General features: G+C 61.5%; 20 protein-coding genes. 13 read left to right on the top strand and 7 right to left on the bottom strand.

The window, feature by feature from the left end:
* Positions 1-22 precede the first annotated feature (22 nt).
* The 3 genes from KJS47_RS18015 to KJS47_RS18005 are packed head-to-tail and all read right to left on the bottom strand — an operon-like array spanning position 23 to position 4,130.
* Entirely contained in the window at positions 23-1,909 is a 1,887-nt protein-coding gene (locus tag KJS47_RS18015) for an ABC transporter ATP-binding protein (protein ID WP_374707044.1), read from the bottom strand.
* A complete protein-coding gene (locus KJS47_RS18010) occupies positions 1,902-3,638 on the bottom strand; it encodes an ABC transporter ATP-binding protein (protein ID WP_213526461.1) in 1,737 nt (578 codons plus the stop codon). Before KJS47_RS18010 ends, KJS47_RS18015 begins: the two co-directional genes overlap by 8 nt.
* Positions 3,639-3,650: 12 nt before the next feature.
* On the bottom strand, positions 3,651-4,130 hold the full coding sequence (locus KJS47_RS18005; protein WP_213526460.1) for a MarR family winged helix-turn-helix transcriptional regulator: 480 nt from the start codon (positions 4,128-4,130) through the stop codon (positions 3,651-3,653).
* 744 nt (positions 4,131-4,874) lie between these two features.
* On the opposite strand from KJS47_RS18005, the gene KJS47_RS18000 reads away from it, so the two are divergent.
* The 7 genes from KJS47_RS18000 to hrpB all read left to right on the top strand — a co-directional run bounded on the left by KJS47_RS18000 (position 4,875) and on the right by hrpB (position 11,859).
* Positions 4,875-5,345, top strand: a complete 471-nt coding sequence (locus tag KJS47_RS18000; RefSeq protein ID WP_213526459.1) for an NUDIX domain-containing protein — start codon at positions 4,875-4,877, stop codon at positions 5,343-5,345.
* Positions 5,346-5,745: 400 nt separating this feature from the next.
* Positions 5,746-6,291, top strand: coding sequence for a 50S ribosomal protein L25 (locus KJS47_RS17995; protein ID WP_213526458.1), 546 nt, complete (start codon positions 5,746-5,748; stop codon positions 6,289-6,291).
* Positions 6,292-6,494: 203 nt separating this feature from the next.
* Entirely contained in the window at positions 6,495-6,635 is a 141-nt protein-coding gene (locus KJS47_RS17990; RefSeq protein WP_213526457.1) for a hypothetical protein, read from the top strand.
* Positions 6,636-6,909: 274 nt separating this feature from the next.
* Positions 6,910-8,142 carry a ParM/StbA family protein gene (locus KJS47_RS17985; protein WP_213526456.1) on the top strand — a complete coding sequence of 411 codons (1,233 nt, stop codon included), beginning with the start codon at positions 6,910-6,912 and terminating at the stop codon, positions 8,140-8,142.
* Between the two features lie 88 nt (positions 8,143-8,230).
* Positions 8,231-8,605: a hypothetical protein gene (locus tag KJS47_RS17980; protein WP_213526455.1), complete on the top strand. Its 375-nt coding sequence runs from the start codon at positions 8,231-8,233 to the stop codon at positions 8,603-8,605.
* 150 nt (positions 8,606-8,755) lie between these two features.
* Positions 8,756-9,160, top strand: a complete 405-nt coding sequence (locus KJS47_RS17975; protein ID WP_213526454.1) for a DoxX family protein — start codon at positions 8,756-8,758, stop codon at positions 9,158-9,160.
* Positions 9,161-9,333: 173 nt separating this feature from the next.
* A complete protein-coding gene (hrpB, locus tag KJS47_RS17970; protein WP_213526453.1) occupies positions 9,334-11,859 on the top strand; it encodes an ATP-dependent helicase HrpB in 2,526 nt (841 codons plus the stop codon).
* A gap of 131 nt (positions 11,860-11,990) precedes the next feature.
* Here the strand turns inward: hrpB and pdxK are convergent, their stop codons facing one another.
* Complete coding sequence (gene pdxK / locus KJS47_RS17965) at positions 11,991-12,800, bottom strand: pyridoxine/pyridoxal/pyridoxamine kinase (protein WP_249716522.1); 810 nt, start codon at positions 12,798-12,800, stop codon at positions 11,991-11,993.
* Between the two features lie 1,169 nt (positions 12,801-13,969).
* Between pdxK and KJS47_RS17960 the strand changes: the two genes are divergently transcribed.
* Both KJS47_RS17960 and KJS47_RS17955 read left to right on the top strand, forming a co-directional pair.
* Positions 13,970-15,646, top strand: a complete 1,677-nt coding sequence (locus tag KJS47_RS17960) for a glutamine--tRNA ligase/YqeY domain fusion protein (RefSeq protein ID WP_213526451.1) — start codon at positions 13,970-13,972, stop codon at positions 15,644-15,646.
* Between the two features lie 41 nt (positions 15,647-15,687).
* Positions 15,688-16,026, top strand: coding sequence for a DsrE family protein (locus KJS47_RS17955; RefSeq protein WP_213526450.1), 339 nt, complete (start codon positions 15,688-15,690; stop codon positions 16,024-16,026).
* A gap of 129 nt (positions 16,027-16,155) precedes the next feature.
* Here the strand turns inward: KJS47_RS17955 and KJS47_RS17950 are convergent, their stop codons facing one another.
* The gene (locus KJS47_RS17950; RefSeq protein ID WP_213526449.1) at positions 16,156-16,743 is read right to left on the bottom strand and encodes a TetR/AcrR family transcriptional regulator; all 588 of its coding nucleotides are present in this window, start codon (positions 16,741-16,743) and stop codon (positions 16,156-16,158) included.
* A 122-nt stretch (positions 16,744-16,865) separates the two neighbouring features.
* On the opposite strand from KJS47_RS17950, the gene KJS47_RS17945 reads away from it, so the two are divergent.
* Entirely contained in the window at positions 16,866-17,417 is a 552-nt protein-coding gene (locus tag KJS47_RS17945) for a hypothetical protein (protein WP_213526448.1), read from the top strand.
* Positions 17,418-17,650: 233 nt separating this feature from the next.
* Here KJS47_RS17945 and KJS47_RS17940 read toward each other — a convergent pair whose 3' ends face one another.
* Positions 17,651-18,910 carry an aminopeptidase gene (locus KJS47_RS17940; RefSeq protein ID WP_213526447.1) on the bottom strand — a complete coding sequence of 420 codons (1,260 nt, stop codon included), beginning with the start codon at positions 18,908-18,910 and terminating at the stop codon, positions 17,651-17,653.
* Positions 18,911-19,175: 265 nt separating this feature from the next.
* Here KJS47_RS17940 and KJS47_RS17935 point away from each other — a divergent pair, with 265 nt between their 5' ends.
* The 3 genes from KJS47_RS17935 (at position 19,176) to KJS47_RS17925 (ending at position 22,618) form a co-directional block, all read left to right on the top strand.
* Positions 19,176-19,931, top strand: coding sequence for a glycerophosphodiester phosphodiesterase (locus tag KJS47_RS17935; protein WP_213526446.1), 756 nt, complete (start codon positions 19,176-19,178; stop codon positions 19,929-19,931).
* A gap of 33 nt (positions 19,932-19,964) precedes the next feature.
* Positions 19,965-21,224 carry a sn-glycerol-1-phosphate dehydrogenase gene (locus tag KJS47_RS17930; RefSeq protein WP_213526445.1) on the top strand — a complete coding sequence of 420 codons (1,260 nt, stop codon included), beginning with the start codon at positions 19,965-19,967 and terminating at the stop codon, positions 21,222-21,224.
* A 374-nt stretch (positions 21,225-21,598) separates the two neighbouring features.
* Positions 21,599-22,618: an alpha/beta hydrolase gene (locus tag KJS47_RS17925; protein ID WP_213526444.1), complete on the top strand. Its 1,020-nt coding sequence runs from the start codon at positions 21,599-21,601 to the stop codon at positions 22,616-22,618.
* A 194-nt stretch (positions 22,619-22,812) separates the two neighbouring features.
* Here KJS47_RS17925 and KJS47_RS17920 read toward each other — a convergent pair whose 3' ends face one another.
* Positions 22,813-23,271: a MarR family transcriptional regulator gene (locus tag KJS47_RS17920; protein ID WP_213526443.1), complete on the bottom strand. Its 459-nt coding sequence runs from the start codon at positions 23,269-23,271 to the stop codon at positions 22,813-22,815.
* Between the last annotated feature and the right edge of the window lie 460 nt (positions 23,272-23,731).

Raw genomic sequence — 23,731 nt, 5'->3', positions numbered from 1 at the left:
CCCGCGAGGTTTCGGTGTCCGTCTATCCGGCGTCCGACAGGCCGCTGCGGAACTGGCTGTGATAGAGATTGTGGTAAAACCCGTGCTGCTCGAGCAGCTCCTCGTGCGTCCCGCGTTCCAGGACGGAGCCGCCGTTTATAACCAGAATCTGATCGGCCTCGCGGATCGTGCTGAGCCGGTGGGCGATCACGAAGCTCGTGCGTCCTTTCATGAGCGAGCGCATCGCCTCTTGGATATGCATCTCCGTGCGCGTGTCGACGCTGCTGGTCGCCTCATCGAGAATGAGGATGGCGGGGTCGGCCAGAATCGCGCGGGCAATCGTCAGCAGCTGGCGCTGCCCCTGGCTCAGATTGCCGCCCTCGGCGGTCAACCGCGTCTCGTAGCCGTCAGGCAGCTTCTCGATGAACAGATGGGCGTTCGCCAGCGTGGCAGCCTCCTCGATCTCCGCGTCGGTCGCGTCCAGGCGGCCGTAGCGGAGATTTTCCCGGATCGTATCGGCGAACAGGTAGGCGTCCTGCAGCACGATTCCGAGCCGGCGGCGCAGGCTGTCCTTGTCGAGCAGCCGGATGTCGGCGCCGTCGATCGTAATCTCTCCGCTCTCGATCTCGTAGAACCGGGTGAGCAGGTTGATGATCGTCGTTTTGCCGGCGCCGGTCGGACCGACCAGGGCGATCGTCTCTCCCGGCGAGGCCGTCAGGGAGACGCCGCGCAGCGTAGGGGAGTCCGGCTTGTAGCGGAACGTGACGTCGCGGAAGACGACCTCGCCCTTCACGGCGGCCAGCTCGCGCTCTCCGTTCCCGGCAGGCCGACCGGAGGCGGGCTCGTACTCGGTCGGCGCGTTCATGATTTCGAAGACGCGCTCGGCTCCCGCCAGACCCGATTGGATCATGTTGAACTGGTTCGCCAGCTCGTTGACCGGGCGGCTGAACTGCCGCGAATATTGCAGGAAGCTGACGACGACGCCGAGCGTGACATGGCCCTTCAGTGCCATCCAGCCGCCGACGCCGGCGATGATCGCGAACGACAGGTTGCCGATCACGTTCATGACCGGCCCCATGAGGCCGGACAGAATCTGCGAGCGTGTGCCCGCCTGACGCAGGCGCTCGCTGATCGCCTCAAAGTCGGCCGAGGCCCGCTCCTCGCGAACGTAGGCCTGCACGACCTTTTGTCCGCTGACCGTCTCCTCGATGAAGCCGTTCAGCTCCCCGAGCTGCTTCTGGTTCGCCTGGAAGGAGGCGCGGGTGTGCTTCGCGATGGCCCGGGTGACCAGCAGAATGAGCGGGATCGTGACGCAGCTGAGCAGCGTCAGCCAGCCGTCGAGCGCGAGCATCATGGCAAGAGAGCCGACCAGCGTCAGGAAGCTGGTGATGATCTGGGTCACGCTCTGGTTCAGCGTGTTCGAGATGTTGTCGATGTCGTTCGTCGTGCGGCTCATCAGCTCTCCGTGCGTCTTCGTATCGAAGAAGCGCAGCGGCAGCTGCTGCAGCCGGGCGAATAGGTCGTTACGCAGCTCCCAGACGGTCCGCTGCGAGACGCCGACCATGAGATAGGCCTGCAGCCAAGAGAGTACCGAGCCGCTTGCATACAGGAGCAGCAGATACAGGCACAGCCGGAGGAGCCCGTCATAATCGCCCGGCAGGACGTAATGGTCGATCGCCCGGCCGAGGAGCAGCGGGCTGACGAGCGTCACAACCGCGGCTAGCGCCGTCATGACGATGACGGTGAGCAGTCCGCCGCGCTGGCGCCCCATATAGACCCACAGCCGCCGGAGGATTGCCTTCGTGTCCTTGGCCCGGCCGGTGGCGAGCATGCCCCGGTGGCCTCCGCCCATTGGTCCGCCTCCCATGGGGCCGCCCATCGGTGGACCCGCGGGCGCTCCGGAGATGTGCCGGTTCGGTTGATCAGCCATAGACCTTCTCCTCCTCTCCAAGCTGCGAGCGGTAAATATCCTGGTAGACGGCCGAGGATGCGAGCAGGTCACGGTGCGTGCCCTGGTCGACGAGCCGCCCGTCCTCCAGCACGAGAATCCAGTCGGCCTCGAACACCGAGGAGATGCGCTGGGCGATCAGGAGCGTCGTGCCGCCGTGCCTTCTTTCCCGCAGCGCCTCAAGTATCTTGGCCTCGGTTCCCATGTCGACCGCGCTGGTGCTGTCGTCAAGAATGAGAATGGCCGGGTCGAGCAGGAGCGCCCGGGCGATCGACAGCCGCTGCTTCTGTCCGCCGGACAGATTGATCCCCCGCTGGCCGAGCTGTGTATCGTAGCCCTCCGGCAGCTCTTGGATGAATGCGTGGGCTTGGGCGGCCCGGGCGGCGGCTTCGATCTCCTCCTGCGTCGCGTCCGGCCGGCCGAACGCGATATTGTCGCGGATCGACCCGGTGAAGAGAATCGCCTGCTGCAGCACGATGCCGATCCGGCTTCGCAGCCGATCGAGTTCGTACTCGCGTACGTCGACGCCGTCCACGAGAACGCGGCCGGAGGTTACGTCGTATAGGCGGGGAATGAGCTGGACGAGGGACGTCTTGCCCGAGCCGGTCGAGCCGATGATGCCGACGGTCTGGCCGGCGGAAGCCCGGAAGCGGAGGTCCGTCAGCACGGGCTTGCCGGAGCCATACGCAAAGCTGACATTGTCAAAGAGGATGTCCCCGGTGAGCGTATGCGGGTCCCTGCCCGCCGCCCCGCGGCCCGACTCGATCTCGGGCGAGGCGTCCAGCACCTCGTTGATCCGATCGGCCGACGCCTTGGCGCGCGAGACGAACATGAGCATCATGCTTACCATCATGAGCGAGGACAGCATCTGCGTCACATAGTTGAGGAACGCGACCAGATCGCCCACCGGCATGCTGCCGGTCCAGACCCGGTTGCCGCCGAACCACAGGACGGCCACCACGGTGACGTTCATAATCAGCATGAGGACCGGCGTCATGAGCGCCATCGTCCGAGTCGCCCGGATCGCGATGTCGCGGTGGCCTTGTGATATGTTCCCGAACCGCTTCCGTTCGTAGCCGGAGCGGACGAAGGCTTTGACGACGCGGATACCGGCCAGGTTCTCCTGCAGCACCGTGTTGACGCCGTCGAGCTTTTGCTGGACCTTGGCGAACAGCGGGAAGCCTTTGCGGATGATAACCGTGAGGCAGAGCGCGAGCAGAGGCATGGAGACCAGCAGCAGGAGAGACAGCTTGGCGTCGAGCGTGAAGGCCATGATGAGGCTGCCCAGCGACAGAAAAGGGGCGCGCACGAGCACGCGCATCGTCATCTGCACGAAATTCTGCACCTGGACGACGTCGTTGGTGAGGCGGGTGACGAGCGTGCCCGCCTGGAACCGGTCCAGATTGCCGAACGACAGCGTCTGGACCTTGCGGAACAGCGTCTTGCGGATGTCGGCGCCGAAGTTCTGTGAGGCGGTGCTGGAGAAGACGGTGCAGCCGACGCCCCCGAGAAGGCCGATGAGCGCGATGCCGAGCATGAGCGCGCCGGTACGCTGCACGTGGCCAAGGTCGCCCGTCAGGACGCCTTCGTCAATGATGCTGCCCATCAGTCTCGGCTGCAGCAGGTCCGCAAACACCTCGATCAGCATGAGCAGAGGAGCCGCGACGGCGGCTTTCCAATACGGCTTTAGAAATCGGTACAGGTTCCACATGAAGCGGGACGGTCACTCCTTCGTCGGATGCTCGGATGGGGGAGCCGGCGGCTCCTCGGGGTTCATCTTGTGAAGATTGCCGACCATGCGGTAGAGAAACTGGCGCATCGTCTGCTTCTCTTCTTCGGAAAAGCCCTCGAACAGGTTGGCGTTGAACGCCTCCATAATTTTGCGCGTCTCCTTGTGGGCCTCCCGGCCCCTGTCGGTCAGATGGACGCGGGAAACCCGGTGGTCGGCAGGGTCGGTGCGCCGTTCGACGAGCCCGGCCTTTTCCATTCGGTCGAGCATGACGGTGACGGTGGCGGGGCGGTTGTGCATCTTCTCGGCGAGCTCCTTCTGGCTGAGGCCGTCCTGCTCCGACAGATGAGAGAGGAGAGGGGGCTGTCCGGGGAACACTCCCTTGTCGCTGAGCAGCAGATGAAGATTATGATGATGGAGCTTTGCAACCTGGCGGAACACACGGCTGAGCGAGTAGCCTTCGAATCGTTCCATAATAACCCTCCTTTCGTACGGCCTGTTTGAGCCGGCACCGGCATAGGAATAGCGGAGGCCGGCGGTCCCCGCGAGCGGGGCGGAACACGAAGCGGAGCGGGCCGTGACACGAAGGCGCTTCCCGCTACCGCATTTCATTAGTCGGCTAAGTTCAAGCGTAAAACAGTGGATATAGGAAGTCAATGGAAACTATGGGGTGGCCGGATGCTGTCCCTCAACCTCAGGCGGGAGCGGCACGCGGCGGAGGGAGGGGGTGTTCGGCGCAGCGGCAGCGATGGAAGGGGAGACAGGCGGCATACAGGCGGGGAAGAAGGCTGCAAACGGCATACAGATGAGGCTTAACCTATAATCTTGCCATTAGCCGGGTAAGCTTTTTATTTTGTCTTGTTTCCCTCCACAAAATGAAAATGCCCCCTTGAAAAAGGGGTCCAGGTACTGGTTCACGAAGATGATATAAGCCTGAAAGTTTGATTGAACCGGTTTATACTAAGCCTACAAATTAATACATTGACACAACAGAAGGAATTGGTTATTGTTTCCATTATGTTAGTGGAATGGGGTAATGGAATGTATTATTTGATTTTGAAACAACCTCATCATCATGAGAGGCGTTAACTCATTCCTAAAATTTGGGGATGGGTTAGCGCTCTTCGCGCTTCCCATCCTGCGATATACGACGCGCAGGACCCATGGGTCTAGCGCGTTTTTTGTTCCAGCACAAAAAGAAAATGGAGGGCTAAAGAAATGGCAATCATGACAGATGCGAATGGGAATATTTTTTTAGAATTGTTAGCTATCGAGGAGAATCAACTTGATGTTGCCGCGCTCGATGCCCCACTTACACATGCATTAATTGTAGTGAAGTGCCAGGAGAAGTACCTATTCATGCACAATAAGTGGAGCAATAGTTGGGAGTTACCTGGAGGTATTATTGAAGAAGGAGAAACTGCTAAGCAATGTGTAATTAGAGAATTATATGAGGAAACCAATCAAAAGATCGATGAAGTCAATTTCAAAGGGTTAATGAAGTTTAGACTTCAACCAAGTTTTCATGGCCCTGAAAGGACAGAGTATGGTGCTTTGTTTTCAGGTGAACTAAGTCAACTTGATGAGTTTGTTGAGAATGAGGAAGCCAGGTCGATTATTTTGTGGAATGGTATATCGGATATTGGACTTGTTGCAGAGATAGACAAGAAATTGATCGAGTTCTACTGAATTATCATTCCGGTGATGGGCGAGTTGTCAAAGAAAGGGCTATCCCCTATCAGGATGGCCCTAACACTTGCCGATACAGACTGCGGGGAGAACCGTATCATAAATAGGGCGAACTATTGTTTGGAACCTAATTTCTTGCATGATCCTGTTCATGAATTCCGGATCAGTCAAGTATCGACATAACCGCATAACTATGATATGGTCAATGAAACCCAAAGGCATTCCACTCCTCGGAGTGGGGTGCCTTCGTCTATATTTGCGGGTTTTTTACATATAATGTATGTTTCTGAAAGGACATGGAGGTTGTGATGCTATGTTTCTCTATTTAACCCCGTTCTGGGGAGGCTCAACGACAACTAGTAAAGCGCTGAGATCACTCATGATAAAGGAGAGGTAGAGCATGGCTGCATCTATTCATACAGAAAGACGTCCGCAATTGAATTCTTCCGGACTGCGCAATTTACGTCGGAAGGGGCGTTTGCCAGCGGTCGTATTCGGAAAAAACGTAGACAATGAAATCATTAATATTTCTACTAAGCAATTTGAAAAATGGTTAAAGCTAGGGGCGTCCGGCTTTATCCAGCTGAAGATGGAGGACGACCAATCCATGACCGTACTGCTGGAGGACTTGCAGCGAAACCCTGTAACCCGTGAGCTTATCCATGTGGACTTCCAGCTTGTTCAGATGGATGAGGTGATTCGGACGAAGATCATGGTGAAGTTCATAGGCACTCCGGCCGGAACGAGATTGGGAGGAGTCGTTCAGATCCAGAACCCGTATGTAGAAGTGGAGGCCTTGCCGAAGAATCTGCCGTCTTCAATCGAGCTGGACATCAGCGCGATGAAAATCGGAGAAACCCGTTCCGTCAAAGACCTGAACTTGCCAACCGAAGTGACGGTCGTATCCGACAATAACGAGCTTCTCATATCAGTATCAAAGCCGTAATGCTATAGAGGCTGTTCCATCTAATGAAGTGACCGTAAGAAACAATATCTGCAATTTGTTCGACACGAGTCCGGTAGCGTACCGGGCTCCTTTTTTAATTTTGACGTGCCCAACTTAGCAGTATATACATTCCAAACACGAATAAGCCTTCATACATGCAATCTTGAATTTAGACCAACTGAGAAAGAAGGCTGGGGAATCGAATGGACGGTAGGAAGGCCAGGACGAGACGCAAACCGACACGGCCGCGGGAGACGATGGGCCGGCGGCAAGCCGGCTGGGACGCTCCCTTGCTTGCGAATGCCCGCCGCTACCGGCTTGCGTTGGCAGCGGGGATGCGGTAGGATGGCCTTCCTGGACTTTTTCTGTTATATGCAGGAAGTCCCTTCCTTAATCCGCCAGCCGACCGCTAAAAAACAAGAGCCGGCATCACCGAATGTTACTTTTTTCTAGGGGGCAATGGCAGGAAAACCGTTCTTTAACACGAATATCTCTATATAGGCTTATTACCGCCAAGGACGAAGCCCCTCTGGTTTGTCGCTCGTTACATAAGATAGCAGGTCAGGCAGACGGTCATGTATAGCCCATACCCGCAAAACTGAGGAGGAGAAGGAAGTTATGCAATATCATTTTTTTGTAGGCAACGACAACGGCAACAGCGAACACGATCTGGTCATCGACGGACAGATTATCCAGCAGCCCAACGTAAACTGCCGCGTGGATCAACTGCCGTGGAGCGATGAGCAGCTCCCGGAAAGCTTCATTAAACAGCTGCAGGATCAACTGGTCGTTACAATCGATTCCCCGTCGGCCCGTCCCGGGATGTACTATATTGGCAAATTCGCGCTGGAAAGCGGAGAGATTATCGAGAATCTCCAGGTCGGCATCGACCAGAAGTGCGACATGGATCTGCCGATCGTCAACACCCTGTCCCAGATCGCGGCGGTGGCCGTGCAGAAGGCCTTCGACGAGGAGAAGAAGATTCCGGAATCCGTCGACGTGCAGGTCGACATGGTGACGGCGCTGCCGATCACCCAGCACTCCGACGAATCCGCGTCCAAGTTCGAGCGCCGCTTCATGCAGGCGCCGCACCACGTAACGGTCCATCTGGGCAAGCAGCGCGTGGCGGTCAAGCTGACGTTCGCGTACACGAAGGCGATTCCGGAGGCGACTCCCGTCATCTTCGCGCTCCAGAAGAATCCGGAAGGCACATGGCGCGAAGGCGACATCTTCGGCGAGTTCGTGCAGACGTACCAGCTGGACAAGGGCTTCAACGGAAGCTACTTCAAGGATAAGCGCATTCTGCACACCGATATCGGCGACGGCTCCACGGAGTACCCGATTACCGAGGGCAACAAGTTCCTCCGCCAGTTCGTACACGGCAGCCATCACGGCGCCGGCTATGCGATTGAGGAGGCGCTCGAGGAATTCAACAAGCTGATCCATCTGCCGAACAGCCCGCGTCAGTTCTTCAGCGACGTGCTGAAGAACCCGCGCCATAAGTTCCACGACCGCGCGCTGAAGACGCTGAAGCGCCCGCTGGAAGGACAAGCCAAGCAGATCCTGCTCAACATCCGCAAACAGCTGACGAAGGCGCGCAACGAGATCGACATCATCTGCGTATACGGCGGCGGCAGCATCCTGATGCGCTCCGTGCTGTACCCGATGCTCAAGGAGCTGTGCGACGAGCGGGAGATCCAGCTGCTCTACGTTCCGGCTTCGTACGCGGTGACGATGAATGCCCAAGGGCTGGACGCCTTCGTTCGCGGCAAGATCTATGAAGCGCTGAAGAACAAAGCGACTCCGCTCGTCGAGCAGGGAGCGAAAGCGAGAACGGAGGAAGCCTCCTAGGGGAGGCGGGATTCCGGGCTTCCGTCCCTCTCGGGTAAGACGCAGACGGAGCCCGGCAGAACGCCAGGTGCAAGGTGGGTGACGGCAAGTGAAAAAGAAAAAACAGCCCGGCGATAACATAAGCTTGAAAACGAAGAAAAATGAGGAGCCGGCGGTTTTGGACTGGATCAACAGCCAGACGAATCTAATGGATTCGATCCGGTACCTGATCGAGCTGGAGATCAGCCGCAACGGAGTCCGCAACCTGCAGACCCATATTCCGGCGGAACGCGATCTATCCGCGATGCCGGCGTTCGGCAAGCAGACGGGCGACGCCGCGCCATACCGGAACGAGGAGACGGCGGCTGCGGCCGAGCCGGAGCTTCGGCTTCCGCAAGCGGCGGACGTTCCGGACAAGCAGCCGGCCTACGCCGAGCTGCCGGATGACGAGATCGACGAAGAAGACATCGAGTCGTGGATTTAGCGGCGTACACCCCAGGGAAAACCCTGGGGTGTTTTTTATGTGATCTGCCAAGCGCCGTGACTGGAAGTATTCTCTACGTGTAATTAGTTACTTACTATTGTATAATGATAAACATTATAGTTAGTTACTAATAAAAATGGAGGTACAGAGATGAACAATCGCTATGAATGGAGTCTGCTTGTCATCCGGGTCATGCTCGGGCTGACGTTTGTCGTTCACGGTTATGTTAAGGTGACGGGGATGGAAGGGACCGTTGGATTCTTTGAAAGCCTCGGCCTTCCCGGTGCGTTGGCGTACGTGGTGGCCGCCCTTGAGCTGGTAGGCGGCTTGCTGCTGATTGCCGGCCTGTTCACTCGGCTTCTCTCGCTTCTGCTTGGCCTCGTGATGCTCGGCGCGACGCTGAAGGTGAAGCTGGCCGGCGGCTTCCTCGGCAGCGGCCAGGGAGCGGGCTACGAGCTGGACCTCGCGCTGCTGGCCATGGCGGCCGCGCTCGCGATCAGCGGCAGCAAGTTTTACGCGCTGGACAGCCTGCTGCCTGGGCGGAAGCGTTCCTAATGCTCTAGTCCGTTGCAGAACGGAGCCTTCCACGCTCGTAAAGGTAGAATACCATTGCTCATGATCTGCGCGTATCGTCGCTCTCCTAGAGTGTTCGTTCCGCCGGCTTACCACGCCGGCGGCTTTTTATTTATAATGAGAGGATAGACCAGGGAACGGAAGGAGAGAGGGAAATGGCTCAACTGCCGATTGAAGCGGTGCTGCCCGAGCTGCGGCGCACCCTCGCCGCGGAGACGGGGGCGGTGCTGGTGGCCGAGCCGGGGGCGGGCAAGACGACCCGCGTGCCGCTCGCGCTGCGGAACGAGCCCTGGCTCGGCGGCCGCCGGATCGTCATGCTGGAGCCCCGGCGGCTCGCCGCACGGGCAGCCGCCCGGTTCCTCGCCGCTTCGCTCGGCGAGAGGGTAGGAGAGACGGTCGGCTACCGCGTCCGGCAGGATACCAAGGTCGGGCCGGGGACGCGAATCGAAGTGGTGACGGAGGGCGTGCTGACGCGGATGCTGCAGGCGGATCCGTCGCTGGAGGGGATCGGCCTCGTCATCTTTGACGAGTTCCACGAGCGGAGTCTCGCCGCCGATCTGGGACTGGGCTTGTGCCTGCAGGCCCGGGAGCTGCTGAATGGCGATCTGCGTCTGCTCGTCATGTCCGCGACGATGGATGCCGAAGCGGTAGCCGCCCTGCTCGGCGGGGCACGGGTTCTGGCCAGCCCGGGGCGGGTGTACCCGGTGGAGACGGTCTACCGGGAGCGCCGGATGGAGGGGCGCCTCGAGGACGAGGCAGCCGCAGCGATCCGGGAGGCGCTCGCGCAGACCGTGGGCGATCTCCTCGTCTTCCTCCCCGGGGAAGGCGAAATTCGGCGGGTGCAGGCGCGTCTTGCCTCGCCGGCCGGGCCGGGAGCGGACGGCAGCGTCCGCGTGGCGCCGCTCTTCGGCAGCTTGCCGCAGGAGGAACAGGACGCGGCGCTCGCGCCGGCTCCGCCCGGCGTCCGCAAGGTCGTGCTCGCGACGTCGATCGCCGAGACGAGCCTGACCGTGGAGGGTGTCCGGGTCGTCGTCGATGCGGGTCTGAGCCGCGTACCGCGCTTCTCGCCGCGCACGGGCCTGACGCGGCTCGAGACGGTCCGCGTCTCGCGCGCGTCCGCCGACCAGCGCCGGGGCCGCGCCGGCCGTCTCGGGCCGGGCGTCTGCTTCCGGCTGTGGACGGCCGAGGAGGACCGCCAGCTCGCCCCGCACAGCGCGCCCGAGATCCGGGAGGCGGATCTCGCCTCCCTGGCGCTCGAGCTGGCCGCCTGGGGCGCGGCGCCGGACGAGCTCGCCTGGCTCGACCCACCCCCGCCCGGCGCCTACGCGCAGGCGTGCGAGCTGCTCGCCGAGCTCGGCGCGCTCGGCCCGGACGGCGCCATCACGCCGCACGGCCGCCGCATGGCGCGGCTCGGCCTCGCGCCCCGGCTCGCGCACATGCTGCTGCGCGCCGAGCCGCTCGGCCTCGGCGGGCTCGCGTGCGAGCTGGCCGCGCTGCTCGGCGAGCGCGACCTGCTGCGCGGCCGCGGCGCGTCCGCCGACGCCGACATGCGGCTGCGCGTCGAGGCGCTCCGCGGCGGCGGGCGGCGCAGCCTGCCGGCGGAGGCGGCCGTGGACCCGGCCGCCCGCCAGCGCGTCGTCGCCGAGGCGAAGCGGCTGCGCGAGGCGCTCGGCGTCCCGGCGGGCCAGGCGGCGTCCGCGGGAGCGGACGGAGACGCCGAGGCCGCCGGGCTGCTGCTCGCCTTCGCGTACCCGGACCGCATCGGCCAGCGGCGCGGCGGGCTTCGCTACCTGCTCAGCGGCGGACGGGGCGCCGCCTTCGCCGGGCAGCAGCCGCTCGCGCAGGCGCCGTACATCGTCGCCGCCGAGCTGGACGATCAGGGCCCGGACAGCCGCATCTACCTGGCCGCCCCGCTCGCGCAGGAGGAGCTGGAGCGCTGCTTCGGCGAGCGGATCCGCACGGAGACGACCGTCGCCTGGGACCGGGCGGCGCAGGCGGTGCGTGCCCGGCGGCGGGTCGCCCTCGGCGCGCTGACGCTTCACGAGGGACCGGTCGGTGATCCGGACCCGGAGCGGACAACCGCCGCTCTCATGGACGGCATCCGGCAGGAGGGGCTTGGCCTGCTGCCGTGGACCAAAGGCGCCCGCCAGCTGCGCGAGCGGATCGGCTTCCTGCATCGGCACGAGCCCTCCTGGCCGGATATGTCCGACGAGGCGCTTCTGGGGACGCTGGAGGATTGGCTCGCGCCCTATGCGGGCGGTCTGCGGAGCCGGGAGGACCTGCAACGGCTGAAGCTGGCGGAGCTGCTCGAGGCCATGCTGCCGTGGGAACGCCGCCGGAGGCTGGACGAGGAGGCGCCGACCCATCTGGCGGTGCCGAGCGGATCGCGGATTCCGGTCGATTACAGCGATCCGGACGCGCCGGCGCTGAACGTCCGGCTGCAGGAGGTGTTCGGCTGGACGGAGACGCCGCGCATCGCGGCGGGGCGGGCGCCCCTCACCATGCACCTGCTGTCGCCCGCACAGCGTCCGGTTCAGGTGACGCGGGATTTGGCGAGCTTCTGGCGGTCCGCCTACTTCGAGGTGAAGAAGGACCTGAAGGGCCGCTATCCCAAGCACTATTGGCCGGACGACCCGCTGACGGCGATGCCGACGAACCGGGCTAAGCCGCGGAACGGCTAGTCTAGGGGTCTTCGCCTGATGCGAGCGGGGCGATCCATGTATTCTTCCGAAAAGGACCCTAAGGCAACAAAAAAAACGGCCGTCTCCTGCGTTAGGAGACGGCCGCTTCGCATGCGGGCCGTGCCGTTCGGTTACCGCTTGCCTGCCTGGCGGTAAGCGCAGTGATTGGTCGGGCCGACATATTGGTTCAGCCGGAACGAATGGCGAATGGCTTCCGTGATGAACGCCTTGGCCGTATGGATCGCTTCCTTCACCGGCTTGCCCTTGGCGAGCTCGGCGGTGATGGCGGCGGAGTAGGTGCACCCCGCGCCATGGGTGAACGTCGTGTCGATCCGCTCGCTCTCCAGTACGTCGAACGTCTGCCCGTCGTAGAGCACGTCGACGGCCTTCTCGTGCTGGAGCTTGCCGCCGCCCTTGACGAGGACGTACTTGGCGCCAAGCGCATGGATAGCCGCCGCCGCTTCCTTCATCCGGTCGACTGTGGTGACCGGTCCGAGTCCGCTCAGCTGGCCTGCCTCGAACAGGTTGGGGGTGACGACCGTGGCACGGGGTGTCAGCACTTCGCGGAGCGCAACCGCCGTCTCGGGATGCAGCACCTCGTCCGCTCCCTTGCACACCATAACCGGATCGATGACGACGTTCGCGATCTTGTGACGATCGATCGTCTCGGCGGCAATCTCGATCGTTTCGGTGGAGCCGAGCATGCCGGTCTTCATCGCGTCGACGCCGATGCCGGTGACGATCGTCTCCAGCTGCTTGCGCAGAATGGCGGTATCGACCGGGAAGACGTCATGGAACCAGTCGTTGTGCGGGTCCATGGCGACGATAACGGTCAACGCTGTCATGCCGTACACGCCCAGCTCCTGGAACGTCTTGAGGTCGGCCTGGATGCCGGCGCCTCCGCTGCTGTCCGAGCCTGCAATCGTTAATGCTTTATACAAAACGGTTAGCCTCCTTCGCTCCCCGGTGTTCCCCAAGTATCTGAGTGATAAGGGCCGAGCGGCATGCCGCGAAGCCAGGCAGCCACAAGAGGAAGCGGGCAAGGCCTCCTCCTGCGCTGCCATGGTTCTCCGCCGCGTCCTGACGGTCCGGAAACGCCTGGTTATATACATATATTGTAACAAGCATTCGACAAAACTAGCAATGGCTTCTTTGTGGAGGCGAGGGGACCGGTGGAGCTAGACGAAACTGGCGTCTTTTCGCTGAAGGAGCGATCAACGAAGCGGCTCATCCACAAGGAAGACGAACGGAACGAAGCATTGTCCCCGCCATAGACGTTGCTGCGTGACAGGGAGAGACGCGCCCGGAGGATTCGAAAGGTACGGGGACCGGAGGGGAGACGAATTTGTTGTCGATTATTTCCCGGGAAAAGGCGAACGATGTCCGATCTTGCGGCATTCGAACATCGGAACCTGTTCCACGAACCGCAATAAATAGGGGATGACGGTCTTCGGGGATGGCGGGAAGAGCGGGGACGAATATGAGGAAGGCGGTGTCCTGCCGCCGCCCAGCCGCTTCCCGCCAGTAGGAAGCTGGTCGCAAAAAGCCGGGGGTCTGCTGAGACGCCGTTATTTTAGATGTATCGGCTCACCCTAGCTGTCAGGGCGGCAAAGCCGAGCCGGATCGGTTTATTTTTTCTTTTTCTTATCGAAGAAACCAAACGCTATAGCAAAGATGATGGCGATGGGAATCCAAAAGCTGATGTCCATGGTCATCCCTCCTTTACGGGCATATACGCGAATGGCGAGCAATCGTTGCAGGAAAGAGAAGAAAAGGTCCGCTGCTTTTGCCGGAGGGAAGGGCTCGGCAAGGGCTTCGCCCGCCGCAGTGTTAGCGGGTGGAGGCAGGCTTGGCCGGGAAGCCGGCCATCTGGCGGGAGAGCCCGTGGCCAGCTTGAGAGTGGCGTTGGCTAGCGGTTCAGCCGCTGCCTCGCTACGGAGTGCGGTAGGCGATGGCTGGTCATCCGGCGGCTCGGCGGAGGGAAGTCTCGCAGCCCCCATGGCTTTTTGTCTTGCCCGGACCGCATCCGGGATGCCCTCCCCAGCTTGAACTATCGCGGCGTTACAAGTATAATGCGTACAAAGAAAATCAGCGGAAGGGTAGGATATAAGTGGAGAATAAGTCGGCGGCGTCGAACTTCATCAAGACGATCATTCAGGAGGACCTGAAGGAAGGCCGCGTACAGAACGTCGTCACCCGGTTTCCTCCGGAGCCGAACGGGTATCTGCATATTGGTCATGCCCGCGCCATTACGATCAACTTCGAGCTGGCGAACGAATTCGGGGGCAAGGCCAACCTGCGCTTCGACGATACGAACCCGGTCAAGGAAGACGTGGAATTCGTGGAATCGATCAAGGAGGACGTGAAGTGGCTCGGCTTCGACTGGAGCGGCCTGTTCTTCGCGTCCGACTATTTCCAGGAGATGTACGAGCGCGCGCTGCTTCTCATTCGCAAAGGCAAGGCCTATGTGGACGACCAGACCGCCGAGCAGATCCGCGAGACCCGCGGCACGCTGACCGAGAAGGGCACGAACAGCCCGTACCGGGACCGTCCGGCCGAGGAAAACCTGGACCTGTTCGAGCGGATGCGCAAGGGCGAGTTCCCGGACGGTTCGCGGGTGCTTCGCGCCAAGATCGACATGTCCTCCCCGAACATCAACATGCGGGATCCGGTCCTGTACCGCATCTCCCATACGCATCATCATAATACCGGGGATGCCTGGTGCATCTACCCGATGTACGCATTCGCGCATCCGATCGAGGATTCGCTCGAAGGCGTCACCCACTCGCTCTGTTCGATCGAATTCGAGGACCAGCGGCCGCTGTACGATTGGGTCATCCAGGAATGCGAGATGCCGCATATCTCCCATCAGTACGAATTCGGCAAGCTGCGCATCGACGGCACGGTCATGGGCAAGAGGTATTTGCGCCAGCTAATCGAGGCGGGCGTGCTGGACGGCTGGGACGATCCGCGCGTGCTGACGATCAGCGGCATGCGCCGCCGCGGCTATACGCCGGAGGCTATCCGGACGTTTATCCGCGAGGCGGGCGTCTCCCGAAGCAACGGCACGGTTGATCCGCGGATGCTGGAGCATTTTATCCGGGAGGATCTGAAGCTCAAGGTGCCGCGCACGATGGCGGTGCTCGATCCGCTCAAGGTTGTTATCACCAACTATCCCGAAGGCGAAGTGGAATGGCTCGAGGCGGAGAACAACCAGGAGAATCCCGAGATGGGCACCCGTCACATTCCGTTCTCCCGCGAGATCTACATCGAGCGCGACGACTTCATGGAGAACCCGCCGGCCAAATACTTCCGTCTCTTCCCGGGCAATGAGGTGCGGCTGAAGAATGCCTACTTCATCAAGTGCGAGGAAGTGATCAAGGACGAGAACGGCGAGGTCGTCCAGATCAACTGCACGTACGATCCCGAGACCAAGAGCGGCAGCGGCTTCACGGGTCGCAAGGTGAAGGGAACGATTCACTGGGTTGAGGCAAGCCATGCGGTGCCGGCCGAATTCCGCCTGTACGAGCCGATCCTGAAGGATGAGGAGGAGCTGGACGAGGAGGAAGGGCAGGAGGAGAAGACACTGCTCGACCGAATCAACCCGGACTCTCTGACCGTTCAGCAGGGCTACGTGGAACCGGATATGAAGCAGGCGAAGCCGCATGACAAGTTCCAGTTTTTCCGCCACGGCTATTTCAATGTGGATCCGAAGCATACGAGCGGCGACAAGCTGGTCATCAACCGGATCGTGTCGCTCAAGAGCTCGTTCGACCCAACCAAATAACCTGCCGGTGGCCGAACCGGGAGAAAGGAAGGCATACCGTCATGAAAAACAAAGTGATTTTGCTGCTCTCCGACAGGCTGGGATCGGGGGATGCGGACCTCGGAGAGACGGTGCTTGAGACATTCTTCGTGCTGCTGAAGCAGAACGGGGAGAAGCCGGCGGCGGTGTTCTGCATGAACCGCGGCGTCTTCGCGCTGACCGGCCAATCGCTGGCCTCGCTACATCTCAAGGAGCTTGAGGAAGCCGGCGTAGCGGTTCTCGCTTGCAAAACGTGCGTGAACCATTACGGGCTGGCGGAGGAGCTGGAGGCCGGTCAGATCGTCGGCATGGACCAGTTCTTGGAGCTGGCGAACCGGCACGAGGTGCTGACGCTTGCCTGATCGTCGGGCAGCGGCATGTGCTTCCGAATCGTAAGGACAGCAAAAACGCTCCGGGCTAGAGGCCCGGAGCGTTTTTTGGTGCTTTAGTTTTCTGGTGCTTTATCGGAAAGCGGGGAGCGGCCACTCGCGTCACTCCGCGCAAAGCGTCTCGATATGGAGGCGGAGCACGTGGATGATCGCGTCCGGCCCAAGGCGCTCGGGCTCTAGGAGGGCGTGCAGCGCCACGCCGTCGACGAGGGCGTACAGCCGCTCCGTCTCCAGCGCCAGGTCCAGGCCGCTTCGCAGAAGCCGCTGCGCCTCCAGGAAGCCGAGCAGCTCGGACACGCAGCGGTAGATGCCGTCCTGGGGCAGGCGCAGCAGCTCCCGCTTGTGCCGGAAATGAACGACAAACGAGAACCAGACGTCCATCTCGATGGTCGTCTCGGGCGAATGGGGGATGATCTCGAGCAGGATGCGAAGCACCATCTCAAGGGGCGGCAGGCCGCTCCGCGCGATCGCCCGGATGCGCTCGGTCACCCGATCGACAACCAGATTCATCGCATAGAGCAGCAGCTCCTCCTGGGTGGCGAAGTAATGCCTGAGCGCCCCGATGGACATTCCCGCTTCCTTGGCCACGCTTCGGACCGTGGCCGCCTCCATGCCTTGGTCCCGGATGACCCGCCAGGTCGCTTCGGCGATCTGATTTCGTTTTTCTTCATGATTGACGAGTTTTGGCATGAGCTTATTGTATCATACGCCCATCGGGCAAGCGAGGAAATAATACACTTGTATTATTTAAACCATCGTGTTACTATATGCCTCATAAAAATTTCCAATGCGGAACAAACGAGGTGCTGCACATGAGCTTTCTTGCCTGGATGATCATCGCTTGCGAGATCGGATTCTGGGTGCTGATTGTACTGGGACTTGCGGCCCGCTACCTGCTTCATCTCGACAAGCTCGGCTGGATGCTGCTCGCCTGCACGCCCGTCGTCGATCTGGCGCTGCTGGCAGCTACCGGGACGGACCTCTACCGCGGGGCGACGGCGACACAGGCACACGGCCTCGCGGCGATCTATATCGGGGTTTCGATCGCATACGGCAAAAGCATGATCGTCTGGGCAGACGAGAGGTTCCGATACTACGTAACCAGGAAGGGGCCCAAGCCCGCCCGCCGGTACGGGATGGCTTATGCCAAGCATTATTTGAAGAGCTGGCTCCGGCATGTGCTCGCTTACCTGATCGGCGCCGGCCTGCTGGCTCTGCTCATCGTTCTCGTCGGCGATGAAGCCCGAACGGAAGCGCTGGCCGGCGTTTGGAAGCTGTGGACGCTTATCCTGGGCATCGATCTGCTCATTACCGTCTCCTATTTCATCTGGCCCAAGCCCGCCAAGGCGGACCGGTCCTCCTGACGATTTCTGGAATGTCACCCCCAAGCCAAACAACCACGTCCTCGGGGGACGTGGTTGTTTGGCGTTTTCTGGCTTTGGGCAGAGGTGAGCACAGCGCTGCAAGAGGCTGTCCGCTGCAAGGAGGCGGCGGTCCGATCCGAACGGGAACTCAAGCCCTACCGTAGTAACGACCCGGTCATTTCTGACTGCCGCCCTAGACGGCGAAGGAGCATACGTTTACACGCCGGTCCGTCTTATACCCAGCGGCCTTGCCGGAACAGCGGCTCGCGGGTGCCGTCGGCGGTCTCGCCATCTATATCGAGCTCGGCCGAGCCGATCATGAAGTCGATGTGAATGAGCGAGGCATTCGCTCCGCGCTCGAGCCGTTCTTCTTTGGTGAGGGAGGTGCCGTTCTCCAGGCAGAACGGATAGGCGTTGCCGAGCGCAAGATGGCAGGACGCATTCTCGTCCAGGCCGGTGAAGTAATAGATCGTATTCGTCTCGGCGATCGGCGAGTTGACGGGGACGAGCGCGATCTCGCCCAGGTAGCCGGCGTTGGCGTCCGTCTCGAGCAGGTGGCGGAGCGCTTCCTCTCCTTTGGCTGCGGAGAAGGAGGTGACCTTGCCCTGCTCAAAGGTCAGCTCGAACTCCTCGACCAGCCGGCCGTTCAGGTTAAGCGGCAGCGTGCTGCGCACCGTCCCCTCGGTCAAGAGCCGGTCGGCGACGGTGAACACTTCCTCCGTCGGGACATTGGGCACGAAGTAAGTGCCCTGGGCGTTGACCAGGCCGCCGCCGTGCCAGATATGTCCTTCCGGCAGCCCGACGGTCAGGCTGGTGCCGGGGGCGCGGTAATGAAGCTTGCGGTAGCGGCGGTCGTTCAGGAAGGTGAGGCGCTCCTGCAGCCTCTCTAGATGGCGGCTCCACTCGGCGACCGGGTCTTCGCGATCCGCCCGCGCCATATAGAAGAGCGCCTCCCACAGCCGGCCGATGGCCTCCTCCTCGTCCAGCTCCGGATAGACCTTGCGCGCCCAATCGGGGGTGACGTAGCTGACGATGCACCAGCTGATCTCCCCGGATTGCGTATACTTGCGCCAGCCCTGCGATACGGCCGAGCCCGCCTTGGACGCGGCGGCGACCCGTGACGGGTCGATTCCGAGCAGCAGGTCGGGGTTCGGCGCGGCGATATGGAGGAAGGCCGAGCCCCGCGCCGCTCTCTCCTCCAGCTCCCGGCCGCGCAGGCTGCTGGCTTCGTGCAGCGCCGCATCCGCGGCCCGCTGCAGCCGGAGCCGGCGCATCCGGTCGTCGGACCATTCGACATGCACATCGCGGGCTCCCGCGGCGTAAGCCTCTTCCGCGATCAGGCGGGCAAGCGGTGCTGCCGGAAGCGGCGAAAAGAGGACAAGCTCCTGGTCCGGCTGTAAATGGACGCCGACTTTTACGGCCAGCTTGGCATATTGACGGAGCGAATGCTCCCATTGCTCCCCGAACGGATGACTGGCGGCTTCGTTGCTCATGGACAGATCCCTTCCTTCTTGTCATCAAACGGCATGTTTTTCTGCGAGGGCCTTGGGGGAACGGGCCGGACCGGCTCCGTTTCCCTGCGGATCCCGTAACGTTACCATTATCGGGCATCGGCGGGGCTTTGCACAACCGATGAAGGAAAGGGAAGAAAAATCGTTCGTTTACGTTAAGGAAAGGGGTGTGGTAATATTTGTAACTGAGCAAATAGGAAACGGAAAACCTCGATCGAAACGGGGTAAGAAGGAGGAGAACATTGTCATGACTGTCGTAATGGCGCACAGAGGATTTTCGTCCCAAGCTCCGGAGAACACGATGGCGGCGTTCCGTCTGGCTATGCAAAATCCGGATATCGGCGCGATCGAGCTGGACGTGCAGCTGACCAAGGACGGCGTGCCGGTCATTCTGCACGACTACAAGGTCGACCGGACGACGAACGGGACAGGGCTCGTCCGCGAGCTGACCGCAGCCGAGGTCCAGTCGCTCGATGCCGGGTCTTGGTTTCATCCCTCGTTCGCGGGGGAGCGCATCCCGCTGCTGGAGGAGGTGCTCCGGGAGACGAAGGGGAGAATCCCGCTCCATCTCGAGCTGAAGAAGGCCGGGGAGCTCTATCCGGAGCTCGAGAAGAAAGTGGCGGCCCTCCTCGCCGAATGGGAAATGCGGGAGCAGGTGCAGGTCACGTCGTTCGACCACGACGCGATCCGCCGGATGAAGGACATCGATCCGGCCATCCGGACGGGGCTCATCTATTCCAATAAGACGACGCTGCTCCGGGAGCAGCTGCAGGAAACGGGAGCGAGCATGCTCTGCATCCAGCATCCGTTCCTGACCCGGGATACGGTGGAGGAGCTGCTCGCCGACGGCTCCATCGAGCTGGTCGCCTGGCAGATGGATGAGCCGGAGACGATCGAACGGTTCGCCGGGATGCATCCCGGCCTGATCTTCTGTTCGAATTACCCGGACCGGGTCATCGACGTGCTCCGGAGCAAAGGACGGCTTCCCTCCGCGCCGGTTTAACAATCAACACCAATGAATGAGGAGGAACTCGTTATGCAGCCTAGCCAGATATCCCTGGAAGCGATCCAAGCCCGTGCGGACGTCTGTCCGTGCGGCCATCCCCACCGCCCGCTTCCGATCCGGGGGTCCGTCGTCGAGACGGGGGCGCTGAACCGGATTCCGTCCTTTGTCCGGGAGCAAGGCTGGCGCCGCGTCCACCTCGTCGCCGACCGCCGGACCTTCGCAGCGGCCGGCCGGCAGCTGGCCAGACTGCTGGAGGAGGCGGGAATCGTCTGCACGCACGGTCTCGTCGACGAAGACGAGCAGGGCGACGTCATCGCCGACGAGCGGTCGGTCGTGCAGGTGCTGATCGACCTGCCCGCGGACGCGGAGGCGATGCTTGCGGTCGGAGCGGGCACGCTGCACGACATCGTCCGCTTCGCGGCCTCCAGGACGCAGCGGCCGTTCGTAGCGGTACCGACCGCCGCTTCGGTGGACGGCTTTGCTTCCGCCGGCGCGCCGCTCATCGTGCGAGGCGTGAAGCGGACCATCCAGGTCACGCCGCCCGTTGCCGTGTTCGCCGACCTGGCCGTGCTGGAGAAAGCTCCGCGCGAGCTGACGGCCGCCGGCTTCGCCGATATGCTGGCCAAGTATACGGCGCTGGCCGACTGGCGCTTCTCGCATATCGCCGCGGGCGAGCCGTACTGCCCGCTCGTTGCGGAGCTGACGCGCGAGGCGCTGGCACTCAGCCTGGAGCAGGCCGGCAGCCTGCGCCGAGGGGAGACGGAGGGCATCCGCGGCCTGATGGAGGGGCTGCTTCTGTCGGGCTACGCGATGCTGATCGCCGATCATTCGCGGTCCGCCTCCGGCTCCGAGCACCATCTCTCCCACTATTGGGAGATGGAGCTGCTTCGGACCGGCGGCAAGCAGCTGCTCCACGGCGCCAAGGTCGGCGTCGCGACCGCGCTGATGGCCGGCTTGCTCCGGCAGCTTGCGGCGCTGTCCGAGGCCGAGCGGGACGCGGCGCTCGCGCGCGTGCCGGTCCCTGTCGCGCAGCGGCTCGCCGCCCACTGGGCGGACGCGGTCGCACTGGCCGCTGCGCTGCCGGAGCCGGCCGCGCTCCGCGAGCTGCTCGCCCAGGCGGGCGCCCCCGCAACGCCGGACGAGCTCGGGCTCCCTCGCGAATGGGTCGCCCGCGCGCTCCGCGAGGCGCCGCAGCTGCGCGACCGTTACACCGGGCTGCGCTTCGCGAACGAGGCCGGCCTTGTCGAGCGGCTGGCCGGCGACTGGGCGCACGCGTCTCGGACGCGGTAGGCCGGAGGGCCCAGAGGCGGGTGGACATGCCGCCAGAATAGACAAGCGAACCGAAAGTCCCGGATCCGGGAGCGGTTCGCTTGTTTGGCGTGCGCCGGGCTTGTAACACAGCTGTAATCAAACTGTAATTGACCCTTCATGCAAATCGTCTATCAGCTGATACATATTACGAATATACTAAAGATAGAAGCAACACTCAGACCAAAGTACCAGATTTCTTCGGACATCCTTAGACTGCTGGCAACGATTCGACAAGCCCCGCGCAAGTCCGCCCGGCCCCGCACTTCGGCAGCCGGCGCCAGTCCCAATCCCCGTTCGGAGCACGTCCCCGCCGTACTGCAGGTCCCCTAATCTACTCAACAGGAGGAGTCAGCATGGAAACCACCTCGTACGTCTCGTTTCCCGTCCCAACGCCCTTATTTGATGAAAGCGTTATCGCGGATAAACCAAAACGGGTGTTCCGTCGCTACCGCTGGCTGCTGGCTCTATTGACGGCGGCGGGGATCGGCGTCACCTCCGTGCTGGGGATCTACGCTTACGCGGCCTGGGCACTCGGCAATCCGGTGATCGCCCCGCTAAAGTCGAACCCGGCCGAGGCGATCGGAGTGGCGTACGAGGACGTGCTGTTTCCGAGCGCGGACGGTTCCTCCGAGGTAAGCGGCTGGTACCTGCCGGCGGGGACCGGCGGCAAGACGGTTGTGCTTTCCCACGGCTATGGCACGAATCGAGAGGAGCCTTGGGTACCGATGTACGAGCTGGCCCGGCAGCTGCACAAGCAGAACTTCAACGTCGTGATGTTCGACTACGGGTTCACCAAGCCGAACCGATCCGTCACCGGCGGCATCGTAGAGACCCAGGAGCTGCTCGGAGCGGTGCAGTACGCCAAGTCGCGGGAGAGTGGACCGCTCTACGTATGGGGCTTCTCGATGGGTGCAGGAACGGCCCTGCAGGCGGCACTTAAGACGGATCTCATCGACGGCATGATTCTCGACAGCACCTTCATCCTCGATCCGGACACGATGTTCCACAACATTAAACAGCATCTGAGCCTGCTGCCGCGTACGCCGTCCGTGTCGCTGATCAATCTGTTCTTCCCGGTGTTCAGCGGTTACAGTCTCAACCAGGTGCCGTACCAGGCGGTCAAGACGACGACCTATGACATCCCGCTCTTCCTCATTCATGGCGAGCAGGATACCAAGGCGCCCTACACGAGCATCACGTCGTTCTACAGCAACCAAAAGGCGAATCCGGCCTCCCAGCTGTGGCTCGTCCCGGACGGCCACCACGAGCTGATCTTCGCCGAGCACCGCAAGGAATATTTGAAGCGGACGCTGCAGTTTCTGGACGCATGCGTCCGGCAAGCGGAAGAAACCGGGCACCGCACCGCCGTCTGATTGGGCCAGCACCGTGATATGACGGAGCCCCCGCCGCGCCGTCAAACGGAGCGTCCAGCACCGTCAGACGGTGCGCGGCAGGGCCTTCTGCCCGCAGGACTTTCGCGGCCGTCCTAAGATGGCGGTGGAGAAACCAGCAACCGAGCTAAAGCCCCGGCGGGATCGCCGGGGCTTGGCTATGTACGGGTGCCGGGTTACCGGGCGATGGGAGCTTCCTGGACGTGATTGGCCTCTATCGGCTTCTCGAACGCTTCGGCCAGAATTTGCAGGCCCAGTTCGACCATCCGCTGCTCGGTCTCCGTCAGCCGGCCGATCGCCGCGTAGAACTTCGCCTGGCCGGAATGATCGATTTGATCGAATATGTCCTGAGCCTGCGAAGTCAGCTTGACGAATACCGAGCGGCGGTCACTGACCGAAGGAACCCTCGCGACGAACCCGTGACCTTCCAGACGGTCGAGAATCCCCGTCATATTGGAGAGGGACGTGTTCATCACCTCGGCTAGCGTGCTGACGGACAGACGGGAACTGAACCGGAGCAGAATAAGAATCTTCAGCTGGGGCATCGTCAGGTCAAGCTTCGCCCAGGAATGGGGGTCTCCCGTTCCGGCTCCGTGGACGACCTTCATATACAGCTTCCACATGCTATCATTCATCGGCGTGATCCCTCTTTCGACAAACGAGCAGTATTCGTATTGACACACCAAAGTAGGCCTAGCGTAACATGCCCCCCCCTACCCGTCAAGGGAAATGTAAGCGTTCTATAGCCCTCAAATTGGCTTTCACTCGGTTACAAAAACGACGGCGAAAATACGAGTTGGCTTAAAAAGTATGGAGGGGATGGGCGGCCAAACAAAGGCCGCATTTATGAAGCTCGAAACCGCTCCGGGAGGGAGGATAGAAGGCAAGCTAGGTCCGGGGGGGTGGCAAGAGCCGGAGAGCGTGAGCGGGCATCTATGTACCGCATCTTTCTATATTCAATTTCCGGACCACATTTTGCGTCAATAAAGTGATATTCTTCATCGACACGGAATGACATTTGGCGTAAGATAATCGGAATTGTTTGGCAGATTTTGTCGAACGGCCAGACTAACTCGCAGAGTCAAAGCAAAGCTG

The sequence above is a fragment of the Paenibacillus sp. J31TS4 genome, assembly GCF_018403265.1.
GTDB lineage: Bacteria > Bacillota > Bacilli > Paenibacillales > NBRC-103111 > J31TS4.
This window is presented reverse-complemented; position numbering and strand designations above follow the sequence as displayed.